At 68.1% G+C, this 14,496-nt stretch carries 14 protein-coding genes; 8 read left to right on the top strand and 6 right to left on the bottom strand.

Translation table 11 applies throughout. The features are described 5' to 3' along the window. The first annotated feature begins 5 nt into the window (after positions 1-5). The 7 genes from DTA22_RS10175 (at position 6) to DTA22_RS10145 (ending at position 6,596) form a co-directional block, all read left to right on the top strand. Positions 6-1,226 (top strand): M50 family metallopeptidase, encoded by a 1,221-nt coding sequence (locus DTA22_RS10175; protein WP_112299358.1) that lies wholly within the window; start codon positions 6-8, stop codon positions 1,224-1,226. A 41-nt stretch (positions 1,227-1,267) separates the two neighbouring features. Then, positions 1,268-2,425: a flavodoxin-dependent (E)-4-hydroxy-3-methylbut-2-enyl-diphosphate synthase gene (ispG, locus tag DTA22_RS10170; protein WP_037245590.1), complete on the top strand. Its 1,158-nt coding sequence runs from the start codon at positions 1,268-1,270 to the stop codon at positions 2,423-2,425. A 94-nt stretch (positions 2,426-2,519) separates the two neighbouring features. Continuing rightward, complete coding sequence (locus DTA22_RS10165; RefSeq protein WP_005240559.1) at positions 2,520-3,356, top strand: GNAT family N-acetyltransferase; 837 nt, start codon at positions 2,520-2,522, stop codon at positions 3,354-3,356. A gap of 53 nt (positions 3,357-3,409) precedes the next feature. Then, positions 3,410-5,224, top strand: a complete 1,815-nt coding sequence (locus DTA22_RS10160) for a penicillin-binding transpeptidase domain-containing protein (RefSeq protein ID WP_174233782.1) — start codon at positions 3,410-3,412, stop codon at positions 5,222-5,224. 157 nt (positions 5,225-5,381) lie between these two features. Continuing rightward, a complete protein-coding gene (locus DTA22_RS10155; RefSeq protein WP_112299356.1) occupies positions 5,382-5,687 on the top strand; it encodes a hypothetical protein in 306 nt (101 codons plus the stop codon). Between the two features lies 1 nt (position 5,688). Further along, entirely contained in the window at positions 5,689-6,171 is a 483-nt protein-coding gene (locus tag DTA22_RS10150) for a GyrI-like domain-containing protein (protein ID WP_037245594.1), read from the top strand. Beyond that, positions 6,168-6,596, top strand: a complete 429-nt coding sequence (locus tag DTA22_RS10145; protein WP_112299355.1) for an AraC family transcriptional regulator — start codon at positions 6,168-6,170, stop codon at positions 6,594-6,596. Before DTA22_RS10150 ends, DTA22_RS10145 begins: the two co-directional genes overlap by 4 nt. A gap of 9 nt (positions 6,597-6,605) precedes the next feature. Here DTA22_RS10145 and DTA22_RS10140 read toward each other — a convergent pair whose 3' ends face one another. Together DTA22_RS10140 and DTA22_RS10135 are read right to left on the bottom strand one after the other, a co-directional pair. After that, positions 6,606-8,027, bottom strand: a complete 1,422-nt coding sequence (locus DTA22_RS10140) for an APC family permease (protein WP_112299354.1) — start codon at positions 8,025-8,027, stop codon at positions 6,606-6,608. A 54-nt stretch (positions 8,028-8,081) separates the two neighbouring features. Next, positions 8,082-8,957, bottom strand: coding sequence for a helix-turn-helix transcriptional regulator (locus DTA22_RS10135; RefSeq protein WP_112299353.1), 876 nt, complete (start codon positions 8,955-8,957; stop codon positions 8,082-8,084). A gap of 109 nt (positions 8,958-9,066) precedes the next feature. Between DTA22_RS10135 and DTA22_RS10130 the strand changes: the two genes are divergently transcribed. Continuing rightward, on the top strand, positions 9,067-10,689 hold the full coding sequence (locus DTA22_RS10130) for an AMP-binding protein (RefSeq protein ID WP_112299352.1): 1,623 nt from the start codon (positions 9,067-9,069) through the stop codon (positions 10,687-10,689). 62 nt (positions 10,690-10,751) lie between these two features. On the opposite strand, the gene DTA22_RS10125 is transcribed toward DTA22_RS10130, so the two are convergent. The 4 genes from DTA22_RS10125 to DTA22_RS10110 all read right to left on the bottom strand — a co-directional run. Further along, positions 10,752-11,537 carry an ABC transporter permease gene (locus tag DTA22_RS10125; protein WP_112299351.1) on the bottom strand — a complete coding sequence of 262 codons (786 nt, stop codon included), beginning with the start codon at positions 11,535-11,537 and terminating at the stop codon, positions 10,752-10,754. Beyond that, entirely contained in the window at positions 11,512-12,417 is a 906-nt protein-coding gene (locus tag DTA22_RS10120) for a 2-aminoethylphosphonate ABC transporter permease subunit (RefSeq protein WP_112299350.1), read from the bottom strand. The genes DTA22_RS10125 and DTA22_RS10120 overlap by 26 nt, the downstream gene beginning before the upstream one ends. Then, positions 12,414-13,583: an ABC transporter ATP-binding protein gene (locus tag DTA22_RS10115; protein WP_112299349.1), complete on the bottom strand. Its 1,170-nt coding sequence runs from the start codon at positions 13,581-13,583 to the stop codon at positions 12,414-12,416. Before DTA22_RS10115 ends, DTA22_RS10120 begins: the two co-directional genes overlap by 4 nt. A 2-nt stretch (positions 13,584-13,585) precedes the next feature. After that, positions 13,586-14,496 (bottom strand): 2-aminoethylphosphonate ABC transporter substrate-binding protein (locus tag DTA22_RS10110; RefSeq protein WP_112299348.1); only part of this gene is annotated, 911 nt, incomplete at its 5' end.

Here is a 14,496-nt window from a genome sequence, read left to right as displayed (position 1 = left end):
ACTGCATGGTGTTCGCAGTGGGCGTTGTTCTCTTCGCCCTCGGGATCGCGCTGTCGATCGCACTTCACGAAGCGGGGCACATGTGGGTGGCGCAGGCCACCGGCATGAAGGTCCGCCGGTACTTCATCGGTTTCGGACCCAAAATTTTCTCCTTCCGCCGCGGTGAGACCGAGTACGGGCTCAAGGCGCTCCCGCTCGGCGGGTTCTGCGACATCGCCGGGATGACGGCGCTGGACGAACTCGAACCGGACGAAGAAGACCGGGCCATGTACAAGAAGCCGACCTGGAAGCGCCTCGCGGTGATGTCCGGCGGCATCGGCATGAACTTCGTCCTCGGGCTCGTGCTGGTCTACGTCCTCGCGGTCGGGTGGGGGCTGCCCGACCTCAACCGGTCCACGGACGCGGTCGTCGGTTCGGTCGGGTGCGCGGCGCCGACCCAGGGGCCCGGCCCCGACTACGCCCTGTCCGAGTGCACCGGCCCGGGCCCCGCCGAGCAGGCGGGCATCAGGACCGGTGACGTCATCACCGCGGTCGACGGCAAGGACACGCCCTCGTTCGCCGACGTGGCCGCCGCCACGCGTTCGCTGTCCGGTCCGGTCGACTTCACGATCGAGCGGGACGGCGAAGAGCAGACGATCGTCGTCCCGGTCCAGCAGGTGCAGCGCTGGGTCCAAGAGGAGGGGGAGACCGAGCCTCACGAGGCGACCGTCGGCGCGATCGGCATCGGCGCGACACCGAGCGTCGTCGAGCACTCGGCTATCACGGCGGTGCCCGCCTCGTTCGAGTTCACCGGCGACATGTTCGTGATGACCGCCGAGCGGCTGGTGCAGATGCCGAGCAAGGCAGTCGACCTGTGGCACGCGGTGACGGGCGGCGAACGCGACCCGGAGACCCCGATCTCCGTGTACGGCGCCAGCGTCATCGGCGGCCAGATCGCCGAACAGGGAATCTGGGAAGCGTTCGTGCTGCTGCTCGCGAGCCTGAACTTCTTCCTCGGGATGTTCAACCTCCTGCCGCTGCTGCCGCTCGACGGCGGGCACATGGCGGTCACCCTGTACGAGCGGGTCCGGGACTGGTTCCGCAGCAGGCGCGGACTTCCCAGCGGGGGACCTGTCGACTACATGAAACTTCTGCCCGTCACCTATGTGGTGATCGTCATAGGCGGCGCATACATGCTCCTCACGCTGACCGCCGACATCGTCAACCCGATCAAGCTCTTCCAGTGATCGCTAAACTCGGACTTGAAGCTACGAAAGAAGGCACCCACGTGACCAGCCCTGTCGGATTGGGTATGCCCGAAGGCCCGGCCGCCGTTCTCGCACCCCGCCGCACGACTCGCCAGCTCCAGGTCGGAACTGTCGGTGTCGGCAGCGACTTCCCGGTATCCGTGCAGTCGATGTGCACCACCAAGACTCACGACGTCAACGCCACCCTGCAGCAGATTGCCGAACTCACGGCGTCCGGCTGCGACATCGTCCGCGTCGCCTGCCCGCGGCAGGAGGATGCCGACGCGCTCGCGACCATCGCGAAGAAGAGCCAGATCCCGGTCATCGCCGACATCCACTTCCAGCCCCGGTACATCTTCGCTGCCATCGAGGCGGGCTGCGCGGCCGTCCGTGTGAACCCCGGCAACATCAAGGAGTTCGACGGACGCGTCAAGGAGGTCGCGAAGGCCGCAGGCGACGCCGGCATCCCGATCCGCATCGGCGTCAACGCCGGTTCCCTCGACCCGCGCCTGATGCAGAAGTACGGCAAGGCCACGCCGGAGGCGCTGGTCGAGTCCGCCCTGTGGGAGGCCGGGCTGTTCGAGGAACACGGGTTCGGCGACATCAAGATCTCGGTGAAGCACAACGACCCGGTGATCATGGTCGAGGCCTACCGGCAGCTGGCGGCGCAGTGCAACTACCCGCTGCACCTCGGGGTGACCGAGGCCGGTCCGGCGTTCCAGGGCACGATCAAGTCGGCGGTGGCGTTCGGCGCGCTGCTGGCCGACGGCATCGGCGACACCATCCGGGTGTCGCTGTCCGCTCCGCCCGCCGAGGAGATCAAGGTCGGCACGCAGATCCTGCAGTCGCTGAACCTGCGGCCCCGGAAGCTCGAGATCGTGTCCTGCCCGTCGTGCGGGCGGGCCCAGGTCGATGTGTACACGCTGGCCGACGAGGTCACCGCCGGGCTCGAGGGCATGGAGATTCCGCTGCGCGTCGCCGTCATGGGGTGCGTCGTCAACGGTCCCGGTGAGGCCCGCGAGGCCGACCTGGGTGTCGCGTCCGGCAACGGCAAGGGCCAGATCTTCGTCAAGGGCAAGGTCATCAAGACCGTGCCGGAGGCGCAGATCGTCGAAACCCTGATCGAGGAAGCAATGCGGATCGCCGAGGAGATGGAGGGTGATGCGACGTCCGGATCACCCGTCGTGACGGTCAGCTGAGTCGGCGCAGGCAGCGGGCAACGAAACGTCTCCCGTTTCCGGCGAGTTCATGGCAATCTGGTGGGCAGGTCCACTAGCTGACAAGGTTGGGTAGATGCTCAAGCTCCTCGGTGCCAAACAGTTGAGCAGTCGGGACGCAGCACACGTGCTCCGCGTTCTCGACGCCGATCCTGTCGCCGCCTGCATGGTTGCCGCTCGCGTTGAAGAGGGCGGCATCGATCCCCGGATGATCCACGGAGAGTTGTGGAGTCGGGGCGGGCCGCTCGAATCGTTGTGCTTCTCGGGTGCGAATTTCGTGCCGCTGCGCGGCAGCATCGACGACATGCGGGCGTTCGCCGACCGGGCCTGTCGCACGCCGCGGATGTGTTCGTCGCTGGTCGGCCGGGCCGAACTGACGCTGCCGCTGTGGGAGATGCTGGAGATGGATTGGGGGCCTGCCCGCGAGGTCCGGCCCGACCAGCCGCTGCTGGCGTTGGCGAGTACTCCGCAGTGCCGCCCGGACCCCTTGGTCCGGCAGGTGCGGATGCACGAACTCGAGCAGTACCTGCCTGCCGCGGTCGCGATGTTCATCGAGGAGGTCGGCATCGACCCCCGCGCCAACGACGGCGGACGAGGGTACCGCCGCCGCGTCGCCAATCTGATCGCCGCCGGCCGGGCGTGGGCCAGATTCGACGACGGTCAGGTGGTGTTCAAGGCCGAGGTCGGATCGGTGTCCTCGCGGGTCGGGCAGATCCAGGGTGTCTGGGTGCATCCGATGTATCGCGGACACGGGTTCGGGGCCGCGGGCACGGCGACGGTCGCGGAGGCCGTCATCGCGGAGGGCCGCATCGCCAGCCTCTACGTCAACAGCTTCAACACGGTGGCCCGCAGCGCGTACGCGCGGATCGGCTTCAGCCAGGTCGCGACGTTCGCCACAATTCTCCTGGACTGACTCGCTGTCCGCCTACCGTGTCGGCGGTGTCCGCCGACATACCATGGGCGGCGATGAACCTGCGGCCATATTCTCGCTTACGCGTCGTCCAGTCGATCGCCCTCTGCGGCGCCGCTGTGCTGACGGTGGGTCTCACGGCGTGCACGCCGAGACCGGACGGTCCGGAACCGGCCGCGCAGGCGTTTCTGACGGCGTTCGCGGAGCAGGACTCGGAGGAGGCCGCCGATCTGTCGGATCGCCCCGACGTCGCCCGCCAGGCCCTCGAGTCCGCGTGGACGTCGCTGCAGGCCGAGGCCCTCGACGCCCGGACGACGGACGTCCACGTCAGCGGTGACACGGCCACCGTCGGGTACACGTACGAATGGCATCTGCCGAAGAACCGGGTGTGGACGTATTCGGGCGAACTCCAGATGGGGCGGCGCGGCGGCGACTGGGCCGTGCGCTGGAGTTCCACCAACGTCCATCCCCGGTTGGGTGATCGGCAGACGATGTCGCTGCGTTCCACTGCCGCCCCGCGGGCGCGGGTCAACGAGCATTCCGGGTCGGACGTTCTCGTGCCCGGGGTGGTGTACCGCGTGAAGCTCGACGCTTCGCAGTCGGGCAACGTGATCGTCAGCGCCCAGTCCCTCGCGTCGGCCCTCGCCACGTTCGACAACACGCTCACTGCGCAGTCGATCGCCGAATCGGCGACGGCGGTCAAGGGCGACTACCTCGTCACCAGGCTGCGGTCGGACGACTACGAACAGGTCGCCGGCGTACTCGGCGCCATTCCCGGGGTGAGCGTGTCCGACGAGGCCGATCTCGTGGCCACCGACCGGAACTTCGCACCCGATCTGGTCGGTCAGGTGAAGAAGACCGTGATCGACGAGGTCGACGGCAAGGCCGGCTGGAGTGTGGTCACGGTCAACCAGAACGGTGTCGACACGGACGTGCTCACCGAGACCGCTCCGCAGACGTCCCCGTCGTTCTCGATCAGCCTCGACCGTCCCATCCAGATCGCCGCGCAGAACGCCGTCAATGCCCGCACCGACCAGACGATGATGGTCGTCATCCAGCCGTCGACCGGCGACGTGCTGGCCGTCGCGCAGAACAAGGCCGCGGACAAGGACGGACCGGTCGCGCTCACCGGCCTGTATCCGCCCGGTTCGACGTTCAAGATCATCACCGCAGGCGCCGCGATCTCGTCGGGCATCGCGACACCCGACACGATGGTGCCGTGTCCGGGACGCATCGAGATCGGTGAGCGCAGCGTCCCCAATTACAACGAGTTCGCGCTCGGCACCGTGCCGATGGCGACGGCGTTCGCCCGCTCGTGCAACACGTCGTTCGCGAAACTCGCCAGCGAGATGCGGCCCGACGCACTGACGGTCGCGGCGTCGCAGTACGGAATCGGGCCCGACTACGAAGTGGTGGGCCTGCCGACCGACTCCGGTTCGGTGCCGCCTGCCGAGGATCTGGTGCAGCGAACCGAGGACGGGTTCGGGCAGGGCAAGGTGGTGGTCAGCCCGTTCGGGATGGCGTTGGCCGCGGCGACCATCGCACACGGTTCGACGCCTGTGCCGCGGTTGATCGCGGGACGGGAAACCACGATCGACGGTGACCGTCCGCAGATCAGCCCGGAGATGGTCGACGGGCTGCGCGGGATGATGCGCCTCGTGGTGACGAGCGGCACCGCCGAGCGGATCGAAGACCAGGGTGAGGTGTACGGCAAGACGGGTGAGGCCGAGGTCGAGGGCGGTTCGCACGCCTGGTTCGTCGGGTACCGCGGCGACCTCGCGTTCGCGACGCTGGTGGTGCGCGGCGGCAGTTCCGACAACGCCGTCGCCGTCACCCGCGACATGTTCGCCGCGCTGCCCGAGGGGTACTGACACCGACGCTGTCCACCGATCGGAGGACGCGGAATTCATCCTGCTCAGGGGCTGATCGGTGGACAGACGCTGCCGCCGGGGCGGTTCATAGTTGGTTGCAGACGGAAGAACCCGCACAGTCGGGATCGAAAAGCCAACGTGGACAGGAAGTCGGACCATGACCATCAGTGCAGAAGTGAATCGCGTGGAGACAGCGCACGGCACCCGGAGGGTGTTGTTCGTCGGGCGCCCGGGCGCCGGCACCGAGCTCACGCGGTGGGTTGCGTTGCGGCAGTGGGCTTCCGACCGCGGAATCGAAACGATCAGCGAATGTGAGGGCGACGTCGTCTGCGCGATCGCGACCGAGGACGTCCTGGACGGACTCTGTTCGCCATCCGATGCGATGGCGATGCAGCTGGCGCGGGCTCGAGGGGTGCCCTGCGTCGGCGTTCGCGACGCACACGTGCTCGAGGATGCGATCTGACATGGGCTTCGAGATCATCGAACGCGGCGAGACCCTGGTGGCCGGTCTGCCCGTGCGCAGCCCCCAGCGCGCGTTGGGGAAACTGAGCGACCCTCGCCTCGACCGCGCATGGACGCGCGTGCTGCACCACGAGGTCGGGGGGCCGCTCGCCTCCACCTACATCGACTTCGCGCCCGACGTCGAGTCGTATTACACCCAGATCGTCGGCTACGAGTGCGCGACGGTGGACGACGCCACACGGGGGCACGTCATTTCGCGTATCCCGCCCGGCACGTACGCCAAGTTCTCCTCGCGGGGAATGTTTCCCGACGTGATGCTGCGGCTGTGGGCGCAGGTCAGCGAGGCGGAGACGAACGGCGACATCGAGCGGACGTACACCGGGGACCTCGAAGCGTATCCCCACGCCTACGCCGTGGACCTGTACATTCCGATCCACGTGGACGAGTCCGGCATGCCGTCGAGTGCGATGGGTGAGAAGCGATGATCGAGATCGTCAATCGGCAGGCGGAATCGTTTGTGGGCCTGACCATTCCCGAAGGCAAACCCGGACGTCCCGGGCCGGGACGGGAACTCGTCGACTACACGGTGGAGCGGATCAGGGATCGGGGGATCTCGGAGATCTTCGTGGTCTACGCGGCCTCACCGCCGCCGCGCACGTTCACGGTCGTCGTCGGATACCCGTGCGATTCGACCGACAAGATGGAGCCCGGCGACGTCCTGGTCGGCGTACTTTCCGGCTATTTCGCCCGATTCTGTTGCGAGGACGAATCGGAACCGGACGCGCTCGCCGAGACGTGGAGCGTCGCCGACTACGCGGCGGCACGCGGCCGGATCGAACGCGCCTTCACCGAGGATCTCGAGGTACATCATCCGGACGGGTCCGTCGAACTGTTCCTCTCGCTGTACTGAGGGAGAGGGTCACTCGTGCTCGGCGAGTTTCTCGGGGTCGATCTCGGGTCCGCCCTTGCCGAGCCGCTTGTTCACGAGGACGGTGCAGGCCCACAGCACGACACCGATTCCGAGGAGAACGCCCGCGATCTGGTACTGCACCGCGGGGCGGTCGGCGAAAGGAGTGACGAGGAAGCCACACGTGAGGGCGCCGATGATCGGCAGGACGGTCGGCACCCGGAAATGCTTGTGCTCCACTGGTTGCTTGCGGAGGACGAGCACGGTGATGTTGACGATGGTGAACACGCCCAGCAGCAGCAGCGCGGTGGTGCCGCCGAGTTCGGGAACCTCGCCGACGAACGTGATGAGGCCGAAAGCGAGGATCGTGGTGAAGACGATGGCAACGTACGGTGTGCGCCGTGTGGCGTGAACCTTGCCGAGTGGGGGAGGAAGGACGCCCTCCCGGCTCATGCCGTACAGCAACCGGCTCGCCATCAGCATGTTGATCAGCGCCGTGTTGGCGACGGCGAACATGGTGATGAACGCGAAGATCCCGATCGGGAACGCGGGCGCCCCGGCCTGAACGACCTTCAGCAGCGGAGTGTCACCCTCGCCGAGCTCGCTCACCGGCACGAGGGCGATCGCGGTGATCGACACGAACACGTAGATGCAGCCGGCGATGATCAGGCCGGTCAGCAGGACCTTGGGGAAGATGCGGCTCGGTTCCTTGCATTCCTCGGCCATGTTCACCGAGTCCTCGAACCCGACCATCGCGAAGAAGGCGAGGGCGGTTCCCGCGACGACCGCGCCGAGCGCGGATCGGTCGCCGGTGTCGAACGTCGCCACCCGGGAGAAGTCGCCGTCTCCGACGCCGAGGGCCCACAGCCCGATCATGATGATGATCAGGAGACCGGACAGCTCCACGCAGGTGAGTACGACGTTGGTCTTGACGCTCTCGCTGACCCCGCGGAAGTTGACGAGACCCACCAGCGTCATGAATCCGAGACCGAGCAGGGTGATGCCGATCCCGGTGGAGAAGTCGAGGTGGAACGCCTCGACGAAATTGGCGGCGAACGCCCGCGACGCCGTCGAGGCGGACGTGATTCCCGAACACATGACCGCGAACGCGACCATGTAGGTGAGGAAGTGCACCCCGAACGCCTTGTGCGTGTACAGCGCGGCGCCTGCGGCCTTCGGGAACTTGGTGACCAGCTCGAGATAACTGAACGCGGTGATGATCGCGACGACGAACGCCACCAGGAACGGCAGCCACACCGCGCCACCGACCTGATTGGCCACCTTTCCGGTCAGCGCGTAGATACCGGTGCCGAGGATGTCTCCGACGATGAACAGCAGGAGCAACCCCGGGCCCATCACCCGCTTGAGGCTCGGCTGTTCGGGCGAATTCGAATCTGGTGCGTTCGAACTCGTGGCGTCCGCTGTCGATCCCATGACCCACCGCCTTTCGCTACCGCCTGCGTCCCTCGTTCGAGAAGACGCGTGTCGCTAGGGGAGCAGCCCGAGCCTGCGCGCGGTGACCACCGCCTCGTGGCGCGACCGCGCGTCGAGCTTGCTCATGGCACTGCGCAGGTAACTCTTCACCGTCTCGGGTCCCACCGAGAGACGCTGTGCTGCTTCGCTGTTGGTGCATCCCAGGGCCACGTGGGACAGGACGTCGATCTCACGTGGAGTGAGGTGGACGCCGGGGTCCACCTCGGCGCCGTCGGCGTCCGGCCGCAGAATGCCCGCCAGTCGCTGTGACAGCCCGCGGAGGCGGGCCTGCAACGACGTGTCGGCGACAGTCTGCGCGACACTCCGCAGCTCCGCGTGGATGTCGCGGAGTTCCTCGGTGGTGGCGCCACCGGCACCGCTCACGTCGAGTGTCTTCATCATCTCGAGCCGGCGATCGACCTCGTCGCGGATGGCGATCTCGGTGCCGAGGCGCCGGGACGCCGCGACGACGATGTCGGCGGTGCGGTCGCCGATCGGTGCGCAGTCGCGGATGGCGGCGTAGAGCACGGCACGCGAGCTGCCCCGCACCATCACCGGCACCGCCAGGATGGACCGGAGCCCCTCGCTGAGGACGGGCCGGTCGTAGTGGTGGGTAATGGTCGAGGAGCGGCCGTAGTCGTTGACCGCCGCGGGCGTGCGCTGGGCGACTACTCGGCCGCCGAGACCGGAACGCGAGGGGATAGCGAGGCCCTTGAGGTTGTTGGTGCGGGTGCCGACGAACTCGCTGAGGTGCAGTGTGCCGTCCTGGACCTCGCCGCCGAACAGGACCGGCGCGACGCCGTGAGCTGCGATGGAACGTAGTTCACCGCGAAGCGCGTCCCCGTCCCGAGGGCGCAGCAGCGACGGTGCACGAGCAACCAAGTCGGTCACCCCTTTCCGGGGGTAGTCACAGCGGTCTGTGAGCTAGATCATAACCGTAGTGAGTTCGGGCGACGGCCCGACCATCCTTCACGGGCCATGAGAGCACAAGGAGTACCGCATGACCACCGATCCCACCGCACGCGTGCGTGAGCTGCTGGACCAGTACGACGCGCCGACGGCGTCCGCCGCGGAACTGCTGTGCGATCGGCACCCCGCCGACGACGTGGCGTTCACCGTCGTCGAATCGGACCTGTCGTCGACGGACCTCACGTACGGCTACCTGCGCGAGCAGTCGACGCGATTCGCCGCCGCACTAGCGGACCTCGGCGTCGAGCCGGGTGACCACGTCGCGACGCTGATGGGCAAGTCGGCCGAACTGGTCGTCGCGCTGCTCGGCATCTGGCGCCGGGGTGCCGTCCACGTTCCCCTGTTCACCGCGTTCGCCCCGCCTGCGATCGCGTTCCGGCTGGGTGCGAGCGGCGCGAAGGTCGTCGTCTCCGATGCCAACCAACTCGACAAGCTGGCCCCCGGAGAGGACATCCCCGCGGACGCGTCCTGGCAGGTCGTCGTCGTGGGCGGGGCAGGATCCGACGCGCTCGACTTCGCGACGCTCGTGGAGTCGCACGACGCAGCGGATGCGAAGGGTGCGGCCGTCACGGTCGGTGGCGACGGACCCCTCGTCCAGTTGTTCACCAGCGGCACGACCGGAACACCGAAGGGGGTGCCGGTGCGGCTGCGGGCACTCGCGTCGTTCCACGCCTACCAGGAGTTCGGCCTCGACGTCCGCAAGGACGACGTGTTCTGGAACGCCGCCGACCCCGGCTGGGCGTACGGCCTGTACTACGCGCTGCTCGGGCCCCTCGCCGCGGGCACTCGCAGCATCCTGCTCCACGCCGGGTTCTCCGCGCCCCTCACCTGGCAGGTGATGGAGCGCTTCGGCGTCACCAACTTCGCGGCCGCCCCCACGGTCTACCGCAGTCTGCGGGCGGACCCCACGCCGATCCCCGAGACGGTGACGTTGCGTCGCGCGTCGTCGGCGGGTGAACCGCTCACTCCCGACGTGATCTCGTGGGCGAAGGCCAACCTGGACGTGTTCGTCCGCGATCACTACGGCCAGACCGAGCACGGCATGTTCATCGCCAACTCCTGGGCCGACGGGCTGCGGGAAGAGGTGCGCGACGGGTCCATGGGCAAACCGTTGCCGGGGTGGGCGTGCGCCGTCCTCGAGGACGACTCCGACGCGATCGCGCCGCCGCGCACGCCGGGGCGGGTCGCGATCGACACGCACAACAGCCCGCTGATGTGGTTCACCGGCTACGTCGACGCACCGGAGAAGACGGCGCAGCGGTTCACGGCCGACGGTCGCTGGTACCTCACCGGCGACGCCGGGCAGACCGACGAGGACGGCTTCTACTTCTTCTCCGCCCGCGACGACGACGTGATCATCATGGCCGGCTACCGGATCGGGCCCTTCGACGTCGAGAGCGTGCTCGTCATGCACGACGACGTCGTCGAGGCGGCGGTCGTCGGGATGCCCGACGAGTTGCGCGGTGAGGTACTCGAGGCGTTCGTGGTCCTGCGCGACGGCGTCGACGGGACCGGCGAACTCGAGGTCGAACTGCAGACGCTGGTGAAGAAGAAGTTCGCGGCGCACGCTTACCCGCGCACCGTGCACTTCGTCCCCAATCTGCCGAAGACGCCCAGCGGAAAGGTGCAGCGGTACCTGCTCCGCCAGAAGTAGGCGGCTCCGCCGCCCGTGCGTGGTTGAGGAGTGTCAGGACTCGTCAACCACGCACGGGTGCGTCAGCGCCTGCGGATGCGGCCGACGGCCAGCAGGGCGAGGAGCGTGACCGCCAGCAGCAGGGTGGTGTCGGCCGCGGCGAGGAACACCCGACCGCGGTCGGTGAGCCCGAAGATGCTCACCGGCAGCGTCTTCCACGTTGCGGGGTACACCATCACGGTGGCGCCCAGTTCGCCCATCGACAGTGCGATCGACAGGCCCGCGGCGGCACCGATGGCCGGCAGCAGGAGCGGCAGCGTGATCCGCAGCAGGACGCGGGTGGGGCCGGCGCCGAGGGACTCGGCGGCCTGCCGGTACGCGGGATCGAGTCGGTCCAGGGCCGCCGAGACGGCGCTGAACGTGAAGGCAAGCACGAGGATCGTGTGTGCCAGGATCACGATCCACTTGGTTCCGCCGAGCAGGAGCGGTCGCGAGTTGAACGCGATCAGCAGACCGAGACCGATCGCCACGGACGGGATCGCGATCGGCAGGTGGAAGACGGCGTCGGTGGTGCGGCGCAACCACGTCGGCGCCTCCCGCGCTGCCAGTGCCGCCCATGTCCCGACCACGAGTGCCAGTGCGCCTGCGATGAACGCCGTCTGCAGGCTGACGGTGAGACTGGCGAGATTCTCGTCGGACAGTGCCGCCGCGAAGTTGCGGCCGCCGAGGTCCGAGGGCAGCGGGCCCGTCCAGGATCCGGCCAGCGCGGCAGCGATCACGGTCGCGATCGGCGCCGCGAACACGACGGTCACCACGAGGGCGAACAGGCTCAGGGCCAGTGCCCTAGATCTTCTCGTCCACAGCAGCACGGCTGCCTCCCGTCAGCTTGGCGAACAGAAATCGGTACGTGCAGTACAGGGTCAGCGACAACGCCACCTGGACAGTGGCGATCACGGCTGCGCCCGGCAGGTCGAACGTGACGATGCCGCGTGTGTAGATCAGGACGGGCAGCGTCATCACGTCCTTGGCGCCCGTGAACAGGACGATGCCGAATTCGTTGAGGGTCAGCAGCAGCACCAGCGAGCCGCCCGCCAGCAGTGCGGGCCACGCCTCGGGCATCACCACGGTCCGCAGCACCCGCAGCGGCGACGCCCCGAGACTGGCGGCGACGTCGAGTTGTTCGCGGGGGATCTGGGTGAACGCGGCGAGCAGAGGCCGGACGACGAACGGGGTGAAGAACGTGATCTCCGCGGCGATCACCCCGAGTGGGGTGCCGAGAAAGTTCAGTGGTCCGTGGGTGTCGCCGGTGATGCGCGCGATCAGGGCGTTCACCGCCCCGGCCGTGCCGTAGAGGAAAGTGAACGCCAGCGTGATCAGGAACGACGGGAGCGACAGCACCGCGTCGATCAGCCGTCCGACGACCTTCGATCCCGTGAACGGGACGAACGCCAGCACGAGCGCGAGGAGCGTGCCGAGGACCAGGCAGCCCAGGGTGGAGAGGGTGGCGATCTGCACCGTCCGCCACAGGGCCGTGCGGAACAGTTCCGAGCCGAGGACGCCGGACCAGTTGTCCAGACCGGAACCGGTTTCGGTGTCGAGCGATTCGGTGAGTACACGCGCCATCGGGTAGACGGCGAAACCGAGTACGAGCAGCAGCGGTGGCAGCGTCCACGCGATGCTCTGCCACCGGAACGGCGCGGGCCGGGGCGGCGTCGCTTCGGTGGGCGGACGCTCGAGGGTCGCGGTCACGTCGCCGGCACCAGGACGCTGCCGTCGGAGGGGAACTGCACGCCGACGGCGGTGCCCGGTGGGCGCTGGTCGTGACCGGAGACGTCCGCGTCTACCTGCACTCCCTCGAAGTCGTCGACGGCGAGCGTGATCCGCGTGGTCGATCCCCGCCACACCGTCGAGACGATCCGGGCCGAGAACGATCCGCGCGCGCCGGGCGCTGTCAGCGTCACCGCATGCGGGCGGACACACAGAAATGCGGGCAGGTCCGACTCCCACTCCACGTGCCCGATGTCGGGTTGCGGGGCCGTGGCGGTGACCGGGACGCCGCCGATCGACACGAGCGCCGACGTTCCGATCACCCGGGTGACGGTGCACGGCAGCAGGTTGGCGCCGCCGAGGAATTCTGCGGTGAAGCTGCTCGGTGGCCGTTTCCAGAGGTTCTCGGCGGTGTCGATGTCGGCGAGCCGGGAGTTCCGCATGACGGCGATCCGGTCGGCCAGCGCCAGCGCCTCGCTCTGATCGTGCGTGACGTAGAGCATCGCGGTGCCGGGTAGCGCCGCCCGCAGTCGCGAGAGCTCACCGAGCATGCTCTCGCGTAGTTGCGCGTCCAGCGCGGCGAGTGGTTCGTCGAGCAGCAGGACCGCGGGCCGGATCGCCAGGGCCCGTGCGATCGCGATCCGCTGCTGTTGTCCGCCCGACAGCTCACGAGGCAGGCGCTTGCCGTAGGCGGCCATCCCGACCATCTCGAGGGCCTCGGCCACCCGCGCGCCGATCTCCGCGCGTGGCACCCGCTGGGAGCGGAGGCCGAACGCGACGTTGTCGGCGACCCGCATGTGCGGGAACAGGGCGTAGGACTGCACGACGACGCCGATTCCCCGTTTCGCGGGCGGAAGGTCGGTGACGTCTCGGGATCCGAGCCGCACGGAACCCGAAGTGGGACGGACGAATCCCGCGAGGGCTTTGAGCGCGGTCGACTTGCCGGACCCACTCGGGCCGAGCAGCGCCACCGTCTCACCGCGGCCCACGCGCAGAGTGAAGTCGATCAGGGCGTGGGTGACGCTCCTGCCGCGGCCGTAGCCGACGGTGACCCGGTCGAAGGTGATGGCAGGCGCAGAGAAGTCGGTTGCTCCGCGGACCGCGGGGGCGTGCAGCGGGTGTGCCCGCCTGGCTGGAATTCCCGACACGATCAGCTCCCGGTGGCCTTCTGGTACGCGGCGACGTCCGAATCGAGTTCGGTGAGTACGTCGTTCCAGTTCGGCGACCACACCTGGACCCCCTGCAGTGCGCGCGCCGGGGCGCTCTCGCCTGCGGTGGCGCGCACGTCCTCACGGACCGACATGCCGAGTGCCTCGTCGGCGACGGTCTTCTGCGACTCCTCGGAGAGCAGGAACTCCATCAACTGCTTGCCCTGCTCGCTGCGGGGCGCGCCCTTCGCCAGACCCATCACGTACGGCAGGGCGACGGTGGTGCGGGTGCCGTCGGCGGCTGCGGGGAAGAAGAGGTCGAACTTCGAGCCGTCGTCGGCGATCGACGTGAGGTTCATCTGGACGTCGCCGTTGGCCACGAGCAGTTCGCCGTTGCTGACCTTCGGCTGCAGTTTGCCGGTCGAGGACGACGGTCCCACGTTGTTGGCCTGCAGGTCGGCGAGGTAGTCGAGTGCGCCGTCCTTGCCTTTCAGGTGCTGCAGGAGCAGCAGGACCGCGGTGCCGTCGCCGGCCTGACCGGGAGTGGAGTACTGGATCTTGCCCTTGAACTGGTCGGACAGTAGGTCGTCCCACGTCCGGGGAGTGGGCGAGGCCGCCGGGTTGGCGATGAACGAGAGGTAGTTGTCGACGACGGGAACGTAGTGACCGGCCGCGTCCTTTTCGGCCGCGGGAACCGCGGACGTGTCGATACCGCTCGGCACGAGGAGTCCCTGGGAGTCGGCCTTCTGAATGAACGGCGGCAGCGTGACGACGACGTCGGCCTGGGGGTTCGACTGTTCTTTCTCGAGACGAGAGACGACTTCGCCGGATCCGGCCTCGACGAGGTTCACCGCGATCCCGGTCTCTGCGGTAAAGGCGTCGAAACGCGACTGGTACCACCCCGAGAGCCCGT

The organism is Rhodococcus wratislaviensis, assembly GCF_900455735.1.
Classification (GTDB): domain Bacteria; phylum Actinomycetota; class Actinomycetes; order Mycobacteriales; family Mycobacteriaceae; genus Rhodococcus_F; species Rhodococcus_F wratislaviensis.
This window is presented reverse-complemented; position numbering and strand designations above follow the sequence as displayed.

Bases quoted from the DNA above. Each gene is read 5' to 3' on its own strand.
- DTA22_RS10150 (WP_037245594.1), top strand. From the start codon at position 5,689: ATGGGCTTCGAGATCATCGAACGCGGCGAGACCCTGGTGGCCGGTCTG.
- DTA22_RS10160 (WP_174233782.1), top strand. From the start codon at position 3,410: ATGAACCTGCGGCCATATTCTCGCTTACGCGTCGTCCAGTCGATCGCC.
- DTA22_RS10140 (WP_112299354.1), bottom strand. From the start codon at position 8,027: ATGGGATCGACAGCGGACGCCACGAGTTCGAACGCACCAGATTCGAAT.
- DTA22_RS10175 (WP_112299358.1), top strand. From the start codon at position 6: ATGGTGTTCGCAGTGGGCGTTGTTCTCTTCGCCCTCGGGATCGCGCTG.
- DTA22_RS10155 (WP_112299356.1), top strand. From the start codon at position 5,382: ATGACCATCAGTGCAGAAGTGAATCGCGTGGAGACAGCGCACGGCACC.
- DTA22_RS10145 (WP_112299355.1), top strand. From the start codon at position 6,168: ATGATCGAGATCGTCAATCGGCAGGCGGAATCGTTTGTGGGCCTGACC.
- DTA22_RS10165 (WP_005240559.1), top strand. From the start codon at position 2,520: ATGCTCAAGCTCCTCGGTGCCAAACAGTTGAGCAGTCGGGACGCAGCA.
- DTA22_RS10130 (WP_112299352.1), top strand. From the start codon at position 9,067: ATGACCACCGATCCCACCGCACGCGTGCGTGAGCTGCTGGACCAGTAC.